The sequence below is a fragment of the Gloeobacter kilaueensis JS1 genome (assembly GCF_000484535.1).
Lineage (GTDB): Bacteria > Cyanobacteriota > Cyanobacteriia > Gloeobacterales > Gloeobacteraceae > Gloeobacter > Gloeobacter kilaueensis.
The window spans coordinates 723,208-739,717 of sequence record NC_022600.1; the positions used below are offsets into that span (position 1 = coordinate 723,208).

Consider the following 16,510-nt stretch of genomic DNA (forward strand, 5'->3'; position numbering starts at 1 on the left):
TCGCGGCAGGGCTCTATTCGTCGCCGCCAAAGAAGTCGGTGACGCTGTCCCAGGCGTCGCTCGCCGCATCCGATACGGTGTCGTAAGCGTCTGAAGCCGTTTCACTGACCGTGTCATAGGCGTCAGAAGCAGCGTCGCTGACCGTGTCATAGGCATCGGAAGCAGCATCACTGGCCGTGTCGTAGGCGTCCGAGGCTGTGCCACTGACGGTATCCCAGACGTCGGAAGCCGCGTCGCTGACGGTGTCGTAGGTGTCGGAAGCAGCACCACTCGCTGTATCCCAGACGTCGGAGGCGGCATCGCTGACGGTATCGTAGGTGTCAGAAGCGTAATCCTTGGCCGTATCCCAGGCGTCGGAGGCCGTGTCACTCACGCTGTCCCAGGCGTTGCTGGCTGTGTCCGAAATCGTTTCCCAGGCTCCTTTGCCCATTTCGCCCACGCCACTCAGGTAGTTGCCGTCGTCGAAGTCTTTTGCTGCCTCGTAGGAGTGTTCCTCGCCCACCAGACCCATCAATCCGTCGGAGATTGTATCGCTTATTGCTCCACCGGTTGCGTGCTCAAGGCCAACCCCGATCGCTGCCCCCGCCGCTCCTGCCACTAAGACTGCGCCACCTACCACCCCTGCAGTCGCAGCGGCGGCACCTGCAGCACCGGCTCCCATCAGGCCGGCACCCAGCGCTCCAACACCGGTGAGCGTTTCCATGACGCCCTGCTCGGTCTTGTCGTTTTGCTCAGACATTTCTTGACTCCCTGTGAGGACTGTTTGTGGATATTCAATAGTCCGCGCCCGGCCCCGCGTTTTGAAAGTGCAAGGATCTGTAATTTTTCTTCAGCAATCATCTGGCCAGGGCAACGTGGCGCTCCTGTTCGTTTGGTAGGTCGTCGCCAAACGGTTTATGCAGCGGCTGGATATTTCTAAGATCGAAGTAGTTCTCCCGTGCATCGATCGTTGCGATTGGCTGGAGACACCCGCAGCGGTCGGCACCGACGCAGACTGTTGCATTGTGTAAACAGGCAATGATGCCGGTCGGGCTTCGATGTAATGTGAACACGGCGCTCACCTGAATCAAGAAAGGTTAACTGCATGGCGATTGAGAGAGGGGCCAAGGTCCGCATCCTGCGCAAGGAATCCTACTGGTATCGCGATGTCGGTACGGTTGCATCGATCGACAAAAACGAGAAGACGATCTACCCGGTGACGGTGCGCTTCGAGAAGGTCAACTACTCGGGGCTCAACACCAACAACTTCGGCGTCAGCGAACTGGAAGAAGTCGAAGCTTAGTGCCCGAACTGCCCGAAGTCGAGACGCTCAGGCGCGATCTACTCATCTATTTACCTGGCGAGCAGATAAAAGATGTGGAGGTGTTGCGCGCCGCCTCTGTGGGCTACCCGCCGGACCCGGTGGCTTTTGCGGCTGCTCTTGTCGGTCAGATCTTTGGCGAGCGGATGGTCCGGCGCGGCAAGTACCTGCTGCTATTTTTTGAAAGTGGCGACGCGCTCGGGGTGCATCTGCGCATGTCTGGCCGGTTGCTCTGGCGCTCTGCGGACGCACCGCTTGAGGTACACACGCGGGTGCGCCTGTTCTTAAATAGCGGCCACGAGTTGCGCTTTGAAGATCTGCGCGTCTTTGGCAGGCTGTGGTTCGTTCCGGCAGCTGTAGCTTCAGAGCAGGTGGTGACAGGATTGACGCGCCTCGGGCCGGAGCCATTCTCGGCGGAATTTAGTGGCGATTATCTGATCGAACGTCTGCGCCGCCGCAAGCAGCCAATCAAGACGGCCCTGCTCGATCAGAGCCTGGTGGCGGGGGTGGGGAACATCTACGCCGACGAAGCGCTCTTTATCAGTGGCATCGACCCGACGATCTCGGCGCACAAACTGACCGGAGCGGCGATCGAGCGCCTGCGGCAGGCGGTCATCCGGGTTCTGGAGCAGGGGATTGCCCAGCGGGGCACCACCCTGCGCAACTACACCGACGCCCAGGGGGTCAACGGCAACTACGCCGGCGGTGCCTGGGTCTACGGGCGGCGGGGTGAACCCTGCCGCAACTGTGGAACACCGATCGAGCGCGTGCGCCTGGCAGGCCGCTCGACGCACTTCTGTCCAGCCTGCCAGCGCGTACAATAAAGCATCTCAGCGGCAAAGTTTCTGGCAATGACTGCGAATCTTCTGACTCGAACCCGCTCCAGCACCCGGCTGCAGATTGTCAGACCCCTGGCAAGCCTCTGGTTTCGCTTCTGTGCGGCACTGCTTGAGCAGGCGATTTTGCTTTTGGCCGCCTTTGCGATCGTGCAGTCGGTGGGTGCCTTGCTGTCGCTTCTGGGTGCAACGGTTGCAAGCCCGCTGCTCGCCTGGATCACCGTCGGCCTCTACGGCCTGCTGGTGCTCTTTAACTATCTGGTGTTGCCGCTGCGCAACAAGGGCCAGACCCTCGGAATGCAACTGGTGGGCATCCGGATCGTGCGGATGGACGACGAGAAGCTCACCGCCGGAACGCTACTTTTGCGTCACCTGTTGGGTTATCCCCTCAGTTTGCTGCCCCTGGCTCTGGGATTTATCACCGCCGCCCTCGACAGCGACAAGCAGGGCTGGCACGACAAGATCGCCGACACCAAAGTGATCGCCGACCCGCGCCGCACGGTAGCCAACCTCTATCCGGCGATCGTCTCCTCATTTTTTATCCACGTCCTGGTGATCCTCTCGGCGATCGTGCTTGCGATCATCATTCCGCTGCTGCTGCAGGCGCTGCACATCCAGTTTCCGGACCTCAAGCCCGAGGAGCCGCCGCCACCGCCGGTGGTGATCGACATCGACCAGACCGACCCGAACCTCAAGCCCCGGCCCAACGCGGTGCGGGCCAACCACAACTCGGTGGCCAAAAAGCGCAATCGTGAGCTACCCACCGACACCGGCGTGCGCGGTGCCCAGCAAAGTAAACCCACACCCCGCCCCCGCGTCGCCCAGCAACCGCCCGCCCCCGCGCCGGAGCCCGAGCCCAAGCCCGAAGTCGAGCCGCCCAAACCCAAACCGGTGCCGGTGCCAAAGCTAAAAGCCGCCCCGCCCCCATCGCCGGACCCAATCCTGCCCAAGCCGGTCGAGCCGCCGAAAGTCACCAGTCCTGAACTGTCGGCCCTCAAACCGGAACCTGCTCCCGACAATACTCCGCCCGCCCCCGCGCCCCCGACGCGCAGGAGGCGTACTAGCTCGTCGAGCGGCTCCGGTCTCGGCACGGCCAGCGCCCTCGGTGGACCGCTCTCCGCCAGCAGTCGCGGTGGTGGCAACGGTGGCCTGGGGAGCAGCGGTGCCCTCAACCCCGGCAGCGATGGTCCCGGTTCGGGCGTCGATGCGCAAGAAGACATCGACTGGGGTCCGTACATGGCTGCCCTCCAGCGCAAGGTCAAGCGCAACTGGATCACCCCGGAGGCAGGCAATTCCCGGCGCACGGTGCTGGTCTTCTCGGTGAGCAAGAGCGGCGATGTGACCAACCTGCGCGTCGCCCGCTCCTCCGGCTCGCGCTCCTCCGACGATGCGGCAATCGATGCGGTGCAGCGCGCTGCCCCCTTTGCCCGGCTGCCGGTGGGCTATAAAAACGACCGCATCGACATCCAGTTCACCTTCGACATCAACGTCTTCGGGGCGACCCAGGGAGACTTTTAACGGTGGACTACCGCTTCTACGTGGCGGGACCGCTCTTTAACGCCTACGAGCAGAGCTACCAGGCTGAAATTGCGACTAGACTCGCCCCCCTCGGGCGGGTCTTTTTGCCGCAGGCCGAGATTGCAGCCAGTGCCAGTGCTGCCGAGGTCTTCGAGCGCTGCTGCCGGGGCATCGATGAGAGTGCGATCGTCGTTGCCAACCTCTCCGGTCCCGACGCCGACTCGGGAACTGCCTTCGAGGTGGGCTACGCCTACGCCACAAACCGGCCCATCTACGCGATTCGCAGCGAACTGGCCTACGGCTATCCTGACCGGGCGCTCTATCCGAATCTGATGCTGCGCGGCGCGGCCAGGGGCGTGTTTGCCGGCATCGATGGGCTGGTGGAGCAGCTGTTGAAAGATCTGGCGGAGCGGACCTAGCCGTGCCCTCCGGACGCACCCACGACCGGATCACCTGGGCGACTGCTCCCGCCGCCGTGGTAGCTGCCTGGGCGCTTACGGGCAGCCTCCGGATCGCTGCCACCGTGGGGGTGAGCTATGTCTTTGCCGGATTGATGTTTGGCGGCGATCTCGATATCCACTCGATCCAGTACCGGCGCTGGGGACCATTGCGCTGGCTGTGGCTGCCGTACCGGCGGCTGGGCACCCACCGCTCCTGGTTCACCCACGGCCCGATCGCAGGCACGCTGGGCAGGCTCGTTTATCTTGGTATCGCCCTTGCCTGCCTCGGTCTGCCGCTCGCTTTTGTCCTCGAAGACTGGGGGGACGTTCCCCTGCACTGGCGCGCCCACCTGCTTGCTGCTTTTAGCTGGGGGAGCGCCCACTGGCCTGTTCTTGTCTGGGGGCTGTTGGGCCTGGAGTTGGGGGCGATGAGCCACAGCCTGAGCGACTGGATGGGCAGCGCCTGCCGGCGGCTTCTGCGGGCCCGCCGCCGGCGACGGCAGGGTGCATCCCCTTATCGCATCAGCGCGGCCAGAGGTAGATAGCGCCCGAAATCCAGGTGAGGGCCACCGCCAGCCAGAAAAGCGGCACCGCGTAGGGCCACTGCAAGATCAAAAAGACCACCGCCACGATCTGAACGACGGTCTTGGCCTTGCCCCAGAGGTTCGCGCCCGAGATCTGCGTCTGGTTGACGCGCCAGCCCGCCACCGCCAGTTCCCTGGCCAGGATCAAGAACACGCCCCAGCCAGGAATCTGGCCCAGCTCCACCAGCATCAGCAGCGGAGCGAGGACCAGGAGCTTATCGACGAGCGGATCGAGAAATTTGCCCAGGTCGGTGACCTGGCCCAGGCGGCGGGCCAGGTAGCCGTCCAGCCAGTCGGTGGCCGCCGCCACCAAAAAAAGCACCGCCGCCCACAGCCGCTGCTCAGGCGTCGGCACCGGCACCAGCAGCACCAGCAGCGCCGGTACGGCGAGCAGACGACTGAACGTGATCCAGGTGGGGAGATTCACCGACAAACCAGCGGCATCTTCCCGTAGGATAATCTGGGCAGGGGGGTGCGTGCTCTGCTGCAAGACAGGTTCGAGCCAGTGGAAAAGTCTTTTTTGCAAAGTCCTGCCTACAAGCAATTCCAGAACCAGCTTTCTCAGGTGCGGGGTGAACTGTCTTCACCCCTTTATCGGGGGGTGGCGCAGGCGGTGGGAGCGATTGCCGGGCTGGCACTCCTGACGGTCTGGTTGATCCAGCCGCCGCCGTCGCCAGTGGCCTCCAGCCCGCTGCCTGTGGCTTCACCGGCCCCTGTGCGTCCCGACAATGCAGCGGCTTCCCGGCAACTGCAGTCGGAGGTGAGCGAAGCACCGGAGGAAGCAGCGAGCGACGAGAACATCGCTGCTCCAGCCCGCCCGTCAACCGCCTTCGAGCAACCTGATACAACTGCCCCGACTGCCCCGCCGCCCCAGGCCGCTCCCGTTCCCCAGCCGGCCCCCGCTGCTGCCCTGCCCACCGTGCCCGTGCTCAAGCCCGTGCCTCCGGCACCGCAACTGGTGAGTATCGCCGCCGCCGATCAATCTCGCTTTGCGGTGATTCGTCTGGGCAGCCAGAGTCAGACCGTAAGCGTCGCCGACCGCGTCGGCACCTGGCAGGTGGTCCAGATTCTTGCCGACCGCGTCATCCTGGCCCAGGGCACCAAAAAACTGGTGCTCAGTTTCAGCCGCACCGGCAACCCGCCGGTAGACAACCCGGCGCTTGCCAATCCTGGCGGTGGCCGGGGACCAATCACACCGCGCGCTTTTCCGCCGGGGGTGCCGCCCCCGCCCAATCCGAACGAAGAGTTGCAGAACCAGCCGGTTATCCCGCCCCAGCAGCCCCAGGACGCCGAGCAGCCCCAGGATGTCGATCAGCCCGATGCGGTGCGGCCCAACGACCGCTAGCGGTAGTGTCATAGCCGGCGAAATGGCCCTAATATAAGCATGTCGAGCCGCTCGGGTCCGCCGCTGTGACCACTGTTCTCTCGAAGTCCGTCCTGGTTGCCCGCCGCCAGCAATTTCGCCGCCGCCGCTGGCTGTGGCGATTGTTGGGCCTGTGGCGCGTGCTGCTGGCCGCCGGTATCGCTGCCGGTCTGGTCTGGCTGGCGCGCACCCCCCTGTGGCAGGTACGCTCCGCCGAAGCGATCAAGATTACCGGTGCCCAGCGGCTGGAGGCTGAGCAGATCCAGCAGGTGCTTGCCCTGCGCTACCCTCTGCCAGTGCTTGCCATTCGGCCCGAACAACTCGAAGCGCGGTTGCTCACCGAGCTACCGGTGGTGAGCGCACGGGTGCAGCGGCAGCTCTGGCCACCCTCCCTCAGCATCGACCTCGAAGAGCGCGAGCCGGTGGCAGGTGCGCCCTTACCTGGCAAGCCCGGCGCGATCGATGCCACTGGAGTCTGGATCGACCTCAAGCGCTTTGGCCGCTTTCGTCATCCCCAATTAACTGTTTGGGGATATACCGCCGATAAAGCTGGTAGCTGGAAAACGCTCTACCCACAAGTAGCCCGTTCGCCCCTGACAATCCGGGTGATCGACTTGCGCGATCCGAGTGATATCGTCCTGCGCACCGAGTTAGGGGAAGTCCATCTCGGTGCCTTCAGCGCTCAATTTTCAACACAATTGCAGCAGCTCGATCGAATGCGCGATCTGATCCGCCGCTATCCGCCTGCCCAGGTTGCCTTCATCGACCTGCGCAGTTCGCAACTGCCGGTGCTGCGTTTGCGCGCTCCTGTTCCTTAAGGAAAGCACTACCCTTTTTGCTACGGGCAGTTTAGGATGGGGCCAATTATTTTGGCCGCCACTACCTGCAGGACAACAAAGCATGGCGATATTCGACAGCAATCCCGATGAAAAAATTCAGGCATCCGCCTACTTCCAATCGAAAAGTCATGTAAGATTAAACGAAACTTCCGTGGGTTCCTACCGGACGATGGCACCACAACCAGGCATGGGTATGCGAATGGATGAAATTGTGCCCAGTAGCGTTGCACTCATCAAAGTCGTCGGTGTCGGTGGCGGCGGTGGCAACGCCGTCAATCGCATGATCGCAAGCAACGTCGTCGGCGTCGAATTCTGGGCGATCAACACCGATGCCCAGTCGCTGACCCAGTCCAGTGCTCCCCAGAGGTTGCAGATCGGTCAAAAGCTGACGCGCGGTCTGGGAGCGGGGGGCAACCCGTCGATTGGCCAGAAGGCCGCCGAGGAGTCGCGAGAAGAGATCATGGCTGCCCTCGAAGGGGCCGACCTTGTCTTTATCACCGCCGGTATGGGCGGCGGCACCGGCACAGGGGCGGCGGCAATCGTCGCCGAGGCGGCCAAAGAAGTGGGGGCGCTCACGGTGGCGGTGGTCACCCGGCCCTTCACCTTTGAAGGGCGGCGGCGGATGCAGCAGGCCGAATCGGGCATCGAGGCGCTGCAGGGCCGGGTCGATACGCTGATCGTCATTCCCAACGACAAGTTGCTCACGGTCATCTCCGAGCAGACGCCGGTTCAAGAGGCGTTCCGGATCGCCGACGACATCCTGCGCCAGGGCGTGCAGGGCATCTCCGACATCATCACCATTCCTGGGCTCATCAACGTCGATTTTGCCGACGTGCGGGCGATCATGGCCGATGCCGGTTCGGCTTTGATGGGCATCGGCATGGGCTCGGGCAAATCCCGCGCCCGCGAGGCGGCGATGACCGCTATTTCTTCGCCCTTGCTCGAATCGTCGATCGAAGGGGCCAACGGCGTCGTGCTCAACGTCACCGGCGGCCACGACCTGACGCTGCACGAGGTCAACGAGGCGGCGGCGGTGATCTACGAAGTCGTCGATCCCAACGCCAACATCATCTTTGGAGCGGTGATCGACGAAAAGCTGCAGGGTGAGCTGCGGATCACCGTGATCGCCACCGGCTTCAACGGCGTTCTGCCCGCCGTCAAAGCGGGCAAAGTCCGCCTCACAGAGCCGGGCGACGTACCCACCGCCAAGCCGACCATCGGGCCCCCTCCCACTGCCGCCAACCCGGCGCGGGCGACCGGCGACGAGGTGCTCGACATTCCCGAATTTTTGCGCCGCCGCCGCCCCCTGGTTTAGTCGTCGGGTCGCGCCCAGGACGTTTGTTGTGAGGAGGAATCTAGATGCGCATCGCGGTGCTCTCGGGGGGCGACTCGCCCGAGCGCGAGGTTTCCCTCGCCAGTGGCCGGGCAGTCCAGGCGGCCCTTGAGAAACTGGGCCACACCGTCCGTCCCATCGATCCAGGCCCGGATCTGCCGCTACGCCTGGCCGAAGAAGCGCCCGATTTTGTCTGGATTGCCCTGCACGGCGACAAGGGCGAGAACGGCTCGCTGCAGGGGTTGCTCGACTGGATGGGCCTGCCCTACAACGGTTCGGGGGTGACGGCGAGTGCGCTCGCGATGGACAAGGTGGCAGCCAAGCGGCTATTCGTCTCAGAAAACATTCCCACCCCCGCTTACCGGGTGGCGACCGCCGTTCCTGACCTGGCATTAAGTGAAGCCTGGAGCCGCGATCTGGGTCTGCCCCTGGTCATCAAGCCGGCGGACGGTGGCTCGACTGTCGGTGTGACGATCGCCCGTTCGATCGAAGGGATTCCCGAGGCGGTGCGGCTGGCGCTCGAGTACTGTCGGCAGGTGCTCATCGAGCAGTACATTCCGGGGCAGGAGATTACCGTCGCCCTGCTGGACGGACTGGTGTTGCCGGCGATCGAGATTGTCCCCCAGGGGCGCGAATTTTATGATTACGAAGCGAAGTACGCCCCCGGCGGTTCCCGCCACCTCATCCCGCCCAGACTCGACGCCGACGTGCTCAAAGCGAGCATCGACGCTGCCTACCGCGCCTGCCAGGTCGTGGGCAGCACCGGATTGGTCCGCGCCGACGTGCGCGTCGATCCGCAGGGACGGCCCTGGGTGCTGGAGGTCAACACCCTGCCCGGCATGACCAGCACCTCCCTCGCCCCCGAAGCGGCCCAGGCGGCAGGCATCGATTTCGAGCACCTCGTTCAGCGCATCATCGATCGATCCCTCGATTAGCCTTTTTCATATTCAATGGTTTTTATGCATCTGAAAGGCTACTTGTGACTCTTGCTCCGGGGCAGGTCGTGCGCGTCAGGTCGAGGCAGTATCTGGTGGAGAATATCCAACAGGGACGCTCAGCAGCAGAAGCTACGCTTGTTGCCCTCTCCTGCCTGGAAGACGACGCTTTGGGAGAGCGCCTGGAGGTGCTCTGGGAGCGGGAGGCCGACGCTCAGGAGGTAAGTGGGACGGCGTGGGGGACCGTAGCCGGGTCCGGATTCGACCAGCCACAAAAATTTTCTGCCTACCTGCACACGTTGCGCTGGCACTGTGTCACCGCTACTGACCCAAAACTCTTCCAGGCTCCTTACCGGGCAGGTATCGAGGTCAAAGCTTACCAGCTTGCGCCGCTGCGCAAAGCTCTGCTGTTGCCTCGGGTAAATTTGTTTATCGCCGACGATGTGGGACTCGGCAAGACGATCGAGGCCGGATTGATCCTCCGCGAGATGCTGATGCGCCAGAAGGTGCGCCGGGTGGTGATCGGCTGCCCGCCGTCGGTGGTGCGCCAGTGGGCGGAGGAGATGGAAAGTCGCTTTGGCCTGCTCTTTCAGATCTTCGATCGCCAGTTCGTCTCCCAGTGCCGTCAGGAGCGCGGCTGGGGAATCAACCCCTGGACAACCCACAGCCGCTTTATCATCTCTCAGGCTCTACTGAGAGACGAAGCGTATGCCGAGCCGTTGCGCGCCTGGCTGGGAGACTTTGCTCCAGGGGCGATGCTCATCCTCGACGAAGCCCACAACGCTGCCCCTGCCAGCGGTACGAAGTACGCCATCGATTCGCAGCTCACGCGGGTCGTGCGCGACCTCGCCCCGCGCTTCGAGCACAAGCTCTTTCTCTCGGCCACTCCGCACAACGGGCATTCCAACAGTTTCGCCGCCCTGCTGGAGATGCTCGATCCCCAGCGCTTCTGTCGGGGAGTGCCGATCAAGAATGCGAAGCAACTGGACGCAGTAATGGTCAGGCGGCTCAAAAGCGACCTCCGCGAAGTGGGCGAAGAGTTTCCGAGGCGCGAGGTGATCGCCCTGCGCCTGGCGGGGCTGGACGAGGATGCGCCGGAGTTGCTCCTTTCGCGCCTATTGGCCGATTATCGCAGGCTACGAGAAACCAAACTCAAAGATGCCCCCCGCGCCCAGGCAACGGCGGCAATGCTGGTGCTCACCTCTCTCCAGAAGCGACTGCTCTCATCGATCGAAGCGTTCTACCGCACGCTCGGTGTGCATAAAAAAGCGCTCGGGCGGCAGGCCGAACGGCGTCCGTTTATCACCCGGAACCTGTCGCTTCTAGTGACAGGGGTTGGCCCCGACGATGAGCGGGCCGATCTTAGCGAGGAGGATGTCGTCCTGGAAGAAGAAGCGCAGATCGAGCGGGCAAGCGCTGCCGGTGCTGCCGAAGATCTAAGCGAAGAAATCGCCCTCGTAGAGCGGATGCTGCAGGTGGCAGGCAGTGTCCGCTACGACCCCGACGTTAAAGTGCTGGCACTGGCGGACTGGCTGCGGGAGAACCTCTGCCCGGATCTGGGCCAGCCCGGTGCGCGCTGGTTAGATCGGCGAGTACTGATCTTTACAGAGTACATCGACACCAAGCGCTACTTGGTGGAGCAGTTAGAGAGCCTCATCGTCCGTTCTGACCGGGCCGAAGAGCGAATCGCTGCTTTTCATGGCGGCATGAGCGACGAGCGGCGCGAAGAGCTGAAAAGCGCCTTCAATGCGGCTCCAGCCGATTCTCCCCTGCGGATTCTGGTCGCCACCGACGCTGCCCGCGAAGGGGTCAACCTCCAAAATCACTGCGCCGACCTGTTCCACTTCGATATTCCCTGGAACCCAGGCCGGATGGAGCAGCGCAATGGCCGCATCGATCGCAAGTTGCAGCGTTCAGCGGCGATCCGCTGCTACTACTTCGTGTTGCCCCAGCGCAGCGAGGACCGCGTGCTGGATGTGCTGGTGCGCAAGACCCAGACGATTCAACAGGAACTGGGCAGTCTCTCGCCGGTACTGGAACAGCGGGTCGAGCGGCTGCTCGAAGCGGGCATTCGCCCGGAGCAAGTGGCCCAGATCGAAGCGGCAATCGAGGGAGCCGACGAGGCGGGAGACGATGGGCCGGGCCTCGCCGCAGTGCGCGAAGAATTAGAAAGTTCGCGGGTGCGCCTTGAGCCGCTGCAAAAGGAACTGGCCGATCTGCAGGAATTGCTCAAGATCTCCCGCGACTGGTTGGGTCTGAGCGACAATCACTTTCGCGAGGCGCTGAATGCGTCGCTTGCCATCCTCGGTGCCGGTGACCTGGTGCCCGTGAGTGAAGCGGAGGCCCGCCACGATCCGGCGCGGGCACGGTGGGTATTTCCAGCCATAGACGAGCGCTTTGGAGCGGACCCGAGTTGGGCTGCGACCCTCGATACCCTGCGCGGAGCGCGGCAACCCGGTCAGAAGCCCTGGCAGTGGCGCAAGGAATCACCGATCCGGCCCGTGATCTTTCGCGATCCGGGCAACCTCGATGGCAAAGTCGTCCACCTGCACCTGGAGCAGCGGGTGGTCAAGCGCCTGTTGGGCCGCTTTCTCTCCCAGGGCTTTGTCCACGACGAACTCAGCCGCGCCTGCGTCGTTCTCACCGATGATCCCAGGCCAAAGGTCGTCGTCCTCGGGCGGCTGTCGCTCTACGGCGAACTGGCGGCCCGCCTGCACGACGAGGTGATTGCGGTGGCAGCCGAATGGATACCGCCTGAAAGGCGCGGACGCAGCAGGCTCCAGCCCCTCACCCTTGCCGGGCAGGGGGACGTGCTCGCTCTGGTCGAAGCGTCCCTGGCAACCCCGCGCCTCTGGGAGGTGGGTGAGAGTGCAAGGGCACTGCTCAAAAATGCCGCCGCCCAGGATGTCGAGGAACTGGAACCGCACCTGAAACGGCGCTCCGACATTTTGGCGGAACGGGCAACGAAGAAGTTGAGTGAGCGCGGCCTCAAGGAAGCAGCCGAGATGCGCAAGTTGCTCGAAGAGCAGCGCAGGCTCATCGAAAAGCGCTTTCAAGACACCGGGGGCGACCGACAACTCGAACTGCGCTTCGCTGCGGACGAGCGGCGGCAATTAGAGGCGGATCGGCGGCACTGGCAACGGCGGCTCACCGACCTCGAAGCGGAGCTGACAACTGAACCCGCCCGCATCGAAGCCAACTACCAGATCAAGGCGGTGCGGATCGAACCGGTGGGCATCGTCTACCTCTGGCCTGTTTCGGGGTGAGATCGTAAAGAGCAGAACATGGCGGACAACACGGTACTACAAGCGCACAGGCAATGGCTGGGACTCCTGCAGCCGGTTGGTCTGGTTGTCTCGCCTCTGGCCCTTGTGCGCGCCGGGGCGATCGTCAATCACAACGTCTTTGCCCTGCAACAGGAATTACAGGATCTGCTCGCCGAAGCCAGAGAAACAGCGGACGGAATCGACAATTATCCTATCGACTTCGAGCGCTTCGCCGGACGCCTTTTGGGCTGGGAAGCTGACGATCTGGCCGGTAGCGCGGACGGGCCAGAATTGCCGGAAGATCTGAGCGTCGCCCTGCCGGATCTAGGAGAACTGCTCACCCCCCGCTACGCAGTCTTTGATCTTGACGCAGAGCGCAAGGGGCTGCTTCTGGTCCAGGTTCTCCCACCGGGAGCGGACCTCGACGCCGCCACCCACGACAGCGCCTGGACGGCCAGTGCCCAGGCCCGGATGGAGCGCTTGCTGCGCGAGAACGAGATCTCCATCGGCATTCTCTGGAATTCTCGAACGCTGCGCCTCATCTACTATCCAAAGGGCGAATCGTCGGGGCACCTCGATTTTCCGGTAGAGACGATGGCCACCGTGGGCGGACGGCCCATTCTCGGTGCGCTACAGATGCTTCTCGGAGCCGATCGCCTCTTTAACCTGCCCGCCGACCGCCGACTGGAAGCACTGCTGGCCGCCAGCCGCAAGTACCAGAACGAAGTCTCAAACCGGCTGGCAGACCAGGTTCTCGACGCTCTATGGGAGTTATTGCGCGGTTTTCAGATGGCCGACGAGGCTGCCGATGGGCGGCTATTGGGCGAGGTGGCCCGGAGCGCGCCCAGCCACATCTACGGCGGGCTGATTGCGGTCCTGATGCGGCTGGTGTTTTTGCTCTACGCCGAGGACCGGGGCTTGATGCCCCAAGATCCGATTTACGAGCGCGGTTACTCGCTCACCGGCCTCTTCGAGCGGTTGCGCATCGACTGGGGCAACTACCCCGATACGATGGACCAGCGCTTCGGAGCCTGGGCCGCACTGCTGAGTTTGTTTCGCCTGGCCTTCGAGGGGGCGGCCCACGGCGAATTTTCGCTACCGGCCCGCCAGGGCCAGTTGTTCAACCCCGACGAGTACCCCTTTTTAGAGGGCCGCCCCTGGCAGACGAACCGGGTAATGGGCGAGCGCATCCAGCCGCCCCGCGTGCCGGACGGAGTGATCTACCGGGTGCTCGACAAGCTGCTCGTACTGGGGGGCGAACGGCTCTCCTACCGTTCCCTCGATGTCGAGCAAATTGGTTCAGTTTACGAGGCGGTGATGGGTTTTGCCGTCGAGCGGGCCGGTGGTCGGTCCATTGGCCTGACGAGCAAGCCCAAAGGCTCGAAGGTCTCGGTGACGGTCGTCGTCGATCTCGATCGCTTGCTTGCGACGAAGCCGGGCGAGCGGGCGAAGTGGCTCAAGGACAACGCCGGGTGCGAAGTGACGGGCAACGCCCTGAACGAACTCAAAAAAGCGACCACCCCCGAGCAACTGAATGCCGCCCTCGAAAAGCGGATCTCGAAGCGCACCGCCGGGCTTTTACCGGCGGGTTCTCTCTACCTGCAGCCAGGCGAAGAGCGGCGGCGAACCGGTTCGCACTACACCCCGCGCACCCTGACCGAACCTATCGTCCGCCACACCCTGGAGCCGGTGATCGCCAACCTGGGAGCCCAGCCCACCGCCGACCAGATTCTAAATCTCAAAATCTGCGACCCGGCGATGGGTTCCGGAGCCTTTCTGGTCGAAGCCTGCCGCCAGTTGGCCGAGCATCTGGTGGAAGCCTGGAACGTGCATCGATCCCAGCCTGCCATCCCCGCCGACGAAGATCCCCTGCTGCACGCCCGCCGCCTGGTCGCCCAGCGCTGCCTCTACGGCGTGGACAAAAACCCCTTCGCCGTCAACCTGGCCAAACTCTCACTGTGGCTGGTCACCCTCGCCAAAGAACATCCTTTTACTTTCCTCGACCACGCCCTCAAACACGGCGACTCGCTGGTGGGCCTGGGCCGCGAAAACATCGGTGCCTTCAGTTGGATACCCCAAGCTCCCCACTACGGGCCGCTCTTCCAGAACATCAGCCGCCAGATCGATGATGCCCGCCACTACCGCGAACAGATTGCCGACCTGGGCGACGACGGTGACACCCAAAAGCGACAACTGCACAAAGAAACCGAGGACGCCCTCGCCGAAGCCCGTCTGGCCGGAGATCTGATCGTCGCCGCCTACTTTTCATCTGAGAAAGACGCAGCGCGAGAAGCCTATCGTAAGGCGGTGCGCCAAAAATTCGAGGACTGGCAAAGTGGCAGCGATTATATCAATGACTTGTTGTCCATTGCCCAAAGTTTGCGCGAACAGGAAAAACCGCTCCCGCCCTTCCACTGGGAGATTGAATTTCCAGAAGTCTTTGGACGCACCAATCCAGGCTTCGACTGTTTCATCGGCAACCCACCGTTCGCCGGGAAGAACACAACGATCAACTCTAATCCAGAGGGTTATCTCGACTGGCTGAAAGTGCTGCATCCAGGCTCCCACGGCAACGCCGATATCGTTGCCCACTTCTTCCGTCGCACTTTCAACCTCCTGAACCAGGGAGGAACCATAGGTTTAATCGCCACCAACACGATTGCTCAGGGTGACACGCGCAGTACCGGCCTGCGCTGGATCTGCTTGAACGAGGGAACGATCTACCGCACTCAAAAGCGCCTGAAGTGGCCTGGCCTGGCTGCGGTCGTCGTCAGCGTGGTCAACATCCATAAGGGAATGTACAGCGGACAGAAAACTCTAGATGGAATTGCAGTTCCAGAAATTACAGCGTTCTTGTTCCATACAGGTGGCAGCGATGATCCTGTTACTTTAGAAGCGAATGCGGGCAAAAGCTTTCAAGGCAGTATCCTTCTTGGCATGGGCTTCACCTTTGACGACACCAATGCTGAAGCCAGCCCGGTTGCCGAGATGGAACGCCTGATCCAAAAAGATCCTCGCAACGCCGAGAGAATCTTTCCCTACATCGGCGGTGATGAGGTCAATAACAGCCCGACCCATGCGCACCGCCGCTACGTGATCAACTTCGCTGACTTTCCTTTGCAAAGAGAAAATTTAGGCAAATCCTGGTTCGTAGCGACAGAACGAGAGCAGGAAACGTGGTTGCGCTCGGGCATCGTACCGGCTGATTATCCTGGGCCAGTTGCAGTTGATTGGCCGGATCTATTGCATATTGTGGAAGAGAAGGTGAAGCCAAGACGATTGCTTGATAATCGAGCTTCATATAGGAAGTTTTGGTGGCAGTTCGCCGAGAAGAGGACCGACTTGTTTCAGGCGATTCAAAGTTTGACACGGGTGTTAGTGATTAATTGCGGGGCATCAAAATTCATATCCTTTACTTGGCTTCAGTCCAACACGATATATGCAAATACGCTCGATATAATTGTTGTAGAAACCGATAACGGTTTTGGTATTCTTCAATCTCGCATACACGAAATCTGGGCTCGCTTCTTTGGATCATCAATGAAGGACGATCTCCGTTACACGCCCTCCGACTGCTTCGAGACGTTTCCGTTCCCAGAAAGTTGGGGGTCGAATCTCATGCTCGAAGCAGCAGGCCAGGAATATTACGGGTTTCGGGCTGCTCTGATGATCCGCAACAATCAGGGCTTGACCGATACCTATAACCGCTTTCACGATCCTAATGAGTTCAATCCCGATATTCTCGAACTGCGGGAGCTGCACGCTGCGATGGACCGGGCCGTGCTCAATGCTTACGGTTGGACGGATATTCCAACAGGTTGTGAGTTTTTGCTCGATTACGAGGACGAGGAATCCGAGGAGGAGAGTAGCAGTCGGCAGAAGAAGAAGCCCTGGCGATATCGGTGGCCCGATGAGGTGCGCGACGAGGTGCTGGCACGGTTGCTGGAGCTGAATCGGCAACGGGCGGAGGAGGAGCAGTTTGCGGGGCTGGCTGCGCAACAGGCACCGGCTAAGCGCAAGGGCGGGCCAAGAGCCAGGAAGCCGGAACAGGAACCACCTGCACTGCCAGGCTTGTAGGCACCTGGGTAGCGGTCGA

At 62.2% G+C, this 16,510-nt stretch carries 14 protein-coding genes; 11 read left to right on the forward strand and 3 right to left on the reverse strand.

Going from position 1 to position 16,510, the window contains the following annotated elements; genetic code table 11:
- Nucleotides 1-13: 13 nt before the first annotated feature.
- Nucleotides 14-739: a hypothetical protein gene (locus GKIL_RS03280; RefSeq protein ID WP_023171970.1), complete on the reverse strand. Its 726-nt coding sequence runs from the start codon at nucleotides 737-739 to the stop codon at nucleotides 14-16.
- 97 nt (nucleotides 740-836) lie between these two features.
- Nucleotides 837-1,052 carry a hypothetical protein gene (locus GKIL_RS24490; protein ID WP_144080308.1) on the reverse strand — a complete coding sequence of 72 codons (216 nt, stop codon included), beginning with the start codon at nucleotides 1,050-1,052 and terminating at the stop codon, nucleotides 837-839.
- Between the two features lie 32 nt (nucleotides 1,053-1,084).
- Between GKIL_RS24490 and GKIL_RS03285 the strand changes: the two genes are divergently transcribed.
- Genes GKIL_RS03285 through GKIL_RS03305 form a run of 5 tightly spaced genes read left to right on the forward strand, consistent with a single transcriptional unit; the run spans nucleotide 1,085 to nucleotide 4,639 of the window.
- Nucleotides 1,085-1,282, forward strand: a complete 198-nt coding sequence (locus tag GKIL_RS03285; RefSeq protein ID WP_023171971.1) for a photosystem I reaction center subunit IV — start codon at nucleotides 1,085-1,087, stop codon at nucleotides 1,280-1,282.
- Nucleotides 1,282-2,124 carry a DNA-formamidopyrimidine glycosylase gene (locus tag GKIL_RS03290; RefSeq protein ID WP_023171973.1) on the forward strand — a complete coding sequence of 281 codons (843 nt, stop codon included), beginning with the start codon at nucleotides 1,282-1,284 and terminating at the stop codon, nucleotides 2,122-2,124. The genes GKIL_RS03285 and GKIL_RS03290 overlap by 1 nt, the downstream gene beginning before the upstream one ends.
- A gap of 27 nt (nucleotides 2,125-2,151) precedes the next feature.
- On the forward strand, nucleotides 2,152-3,654 hold the full coding sequence (locus GKIL_RS22245; RefSeq protein WP_023171974.1) for a TonB family protein: 1,503 nt from the start codon (nucleotides 2,152-2,154) through the stop codon (nucleotides 3,652-3,654).
- A gap of 2 nt (nucleotides 3,655-3,656) precedes the next feature.
- A complete protein-coding gene (locus tag GKIL_RS03300) occupies nucleotides 3,657-4,073 on the forward strand; it encodes a nucleoside 2-deoxyribosyltransferase (protein ID WP_023171975.1) in 417 nt (138 codons plus the stop codon).
- Between the two features lie 56 nt (nucleotides 4,074-4,129).
- Nucleotides 4,130-4,639, forward strand: coding sequence for a metal-binding protein (locus GKIL_RS03305; RefSeq protein ID WP_420841396.1), 510 nt, complete (start codon nucleotides 4,130-4,132; stop codon nucleotides 4,637-4,639).
- Here GKIL_RS03305 and pgsA read toward each other — a convergent pair.
- Nucleotides 4,617-5,105, reverse strand: a complete 489-nt coding sequence (gene pgsA / locus GKIL_RS03310; protein WP_023171977.1) for a CDP-diacylglycerol--glycerol-3-phosphate 3-phosphatidyltransferase — start codon at nucleotides 5,103-5,105, stop codon at nucleotides 4,617-4,619. The two genes, GKIL_RS03305 and pgsA, sit on opposite strands and share 23 nt — an antisense overlap.
- 93 nt (nucleotides 5,106-5,198) lie before the next feature.
- Between pgsA and GKIL_RS03315 the strand changes: the two genes are divergently transcribed.
- The 6 genes from GKIL_RS03315 (at nucleotide 5,199) to GKIL_RS03340 (ending at nucleotide 16,491) form a co-directional block, all read left to right on the forward strand.
- Nucleotides 5,199-6,023, forward strand: a complete 825-nt coding sequence (locus tag GKIL_RS03315; protein WP_041243694.1) for a hypothetical protein — start codon at nucleotides 5,199-5,201, stop codon at nucleotides 6,021-6,023.
- A gap of 65 nt (nucleotides 6,024-6,088) precedes the next feature.
- On the forward strand, nucleotides 6,089-6,859 hold the full coding sequence (locus GKIL_RS03320) for a cell division protein FtsQ/DivIB (protein WP_023171979.1): 771 nt from the start codon (nucleotides 6,089-6,091) through the stop codon (nucleotides 6,857-6,859).
- 190 nt (nucleotides 6,860-7,049) lie between these two features.
- Nucleotides 7,050-8,195, forward strand: coding sequence for a cell division protein FtsZ (ftsZ, locus tag GKIL_RS03325; protein WP_420841387.1), 1,146 nt, complete (start codon nucleotides 7,050-7,052; stop codon nucleotides 8,193-8,195).
- Between the two features lie 44 nt (nucleotides 8,196-8,239).
- A complete protein-coding gene (locus GKIL_RS03330) occupies nucleotides 8,240-9,148 on the forward strand; it encodes a D-alanine--D-alanine ligase (RefSeq protein WP_023171981.1) in 909 nt (302 codons plus the stop codon).
- 44 nt (nucleotides 9,149-9,192) lie between these two features.
- The gene (gene drmD / locus GKIL_RS03335) at nucleotides 9,193-12,414 is read left to right on the forward strand and encodes a DISARM system SNF2-like helicase DrmD (RefSeq protein WP_023171982.1); all 3,222 of its coding nucleotides are present in this window, start codon (nucleotides 9,193-9,195) and stop codon (nucleotides 12,412-12,414) included.
- A gap of 18 nt (nucleotides 12,415-12,432) precedes the next feature.
- Complete coding sequence (locus GKIL_RS03340) at nucleotides 12,433-16,491, forward strand: Eco57I restriction-modification methylase domain-containing protein (protein ID WP_023171983.1); 4,059 nt, start codon at nucleotides 12,433-12,435, stop codon at nucleotides 16,489-16,491.
- Nucleotides 16,492-16,510: the final 19 nt, after the last annotated feature.

Bases quoted from the DNA above. Each gene is read 5' to 3' on its own strand.
- GKIL_RS03280 (WP_023171970.1), bottom strand. From the start codon at position 739: ATGTCTGAGCAAAACGACAAGACCGAGCAGGGCGTCATGGAAACGCTC.
- GKIL_RS03285 (WP_023171971.1), top strand. From the start codon at position 1,085: ATGGCGATTGAGAGAGGGGCCAAGGTCCGCATCCTGCGCAAGGAATCC.
- GKIL_RS22245 (WP_023171974.1), top strand. From the start codon at position 2,152: ATGACTGCGAATCTTCTGACTCGAACCCGCTCCAGCACCCGGCTGCAG.
- ftsZ (WP_420841387.1), top strand. From the start codon at position 7,050: ATGGCACCACAACCAGGCATGGGTATGCGAATGGATGAAATTGTGCCC.
- GKIL_RS03330 (WP_023171981.1), top strand. From the start codon at position 8,240: ATGCGCATCGCGGTGCTCTCGGGGGGCGACTCGCCCGAGCGCGAGGTT.
- GKIL_RS03340 (WP_023171983.1), top strand. From the start codon at position 12,433: ATGGCGGACAACACGGTACTACAAGCGCACAGGCAATGGCTGGGACTC.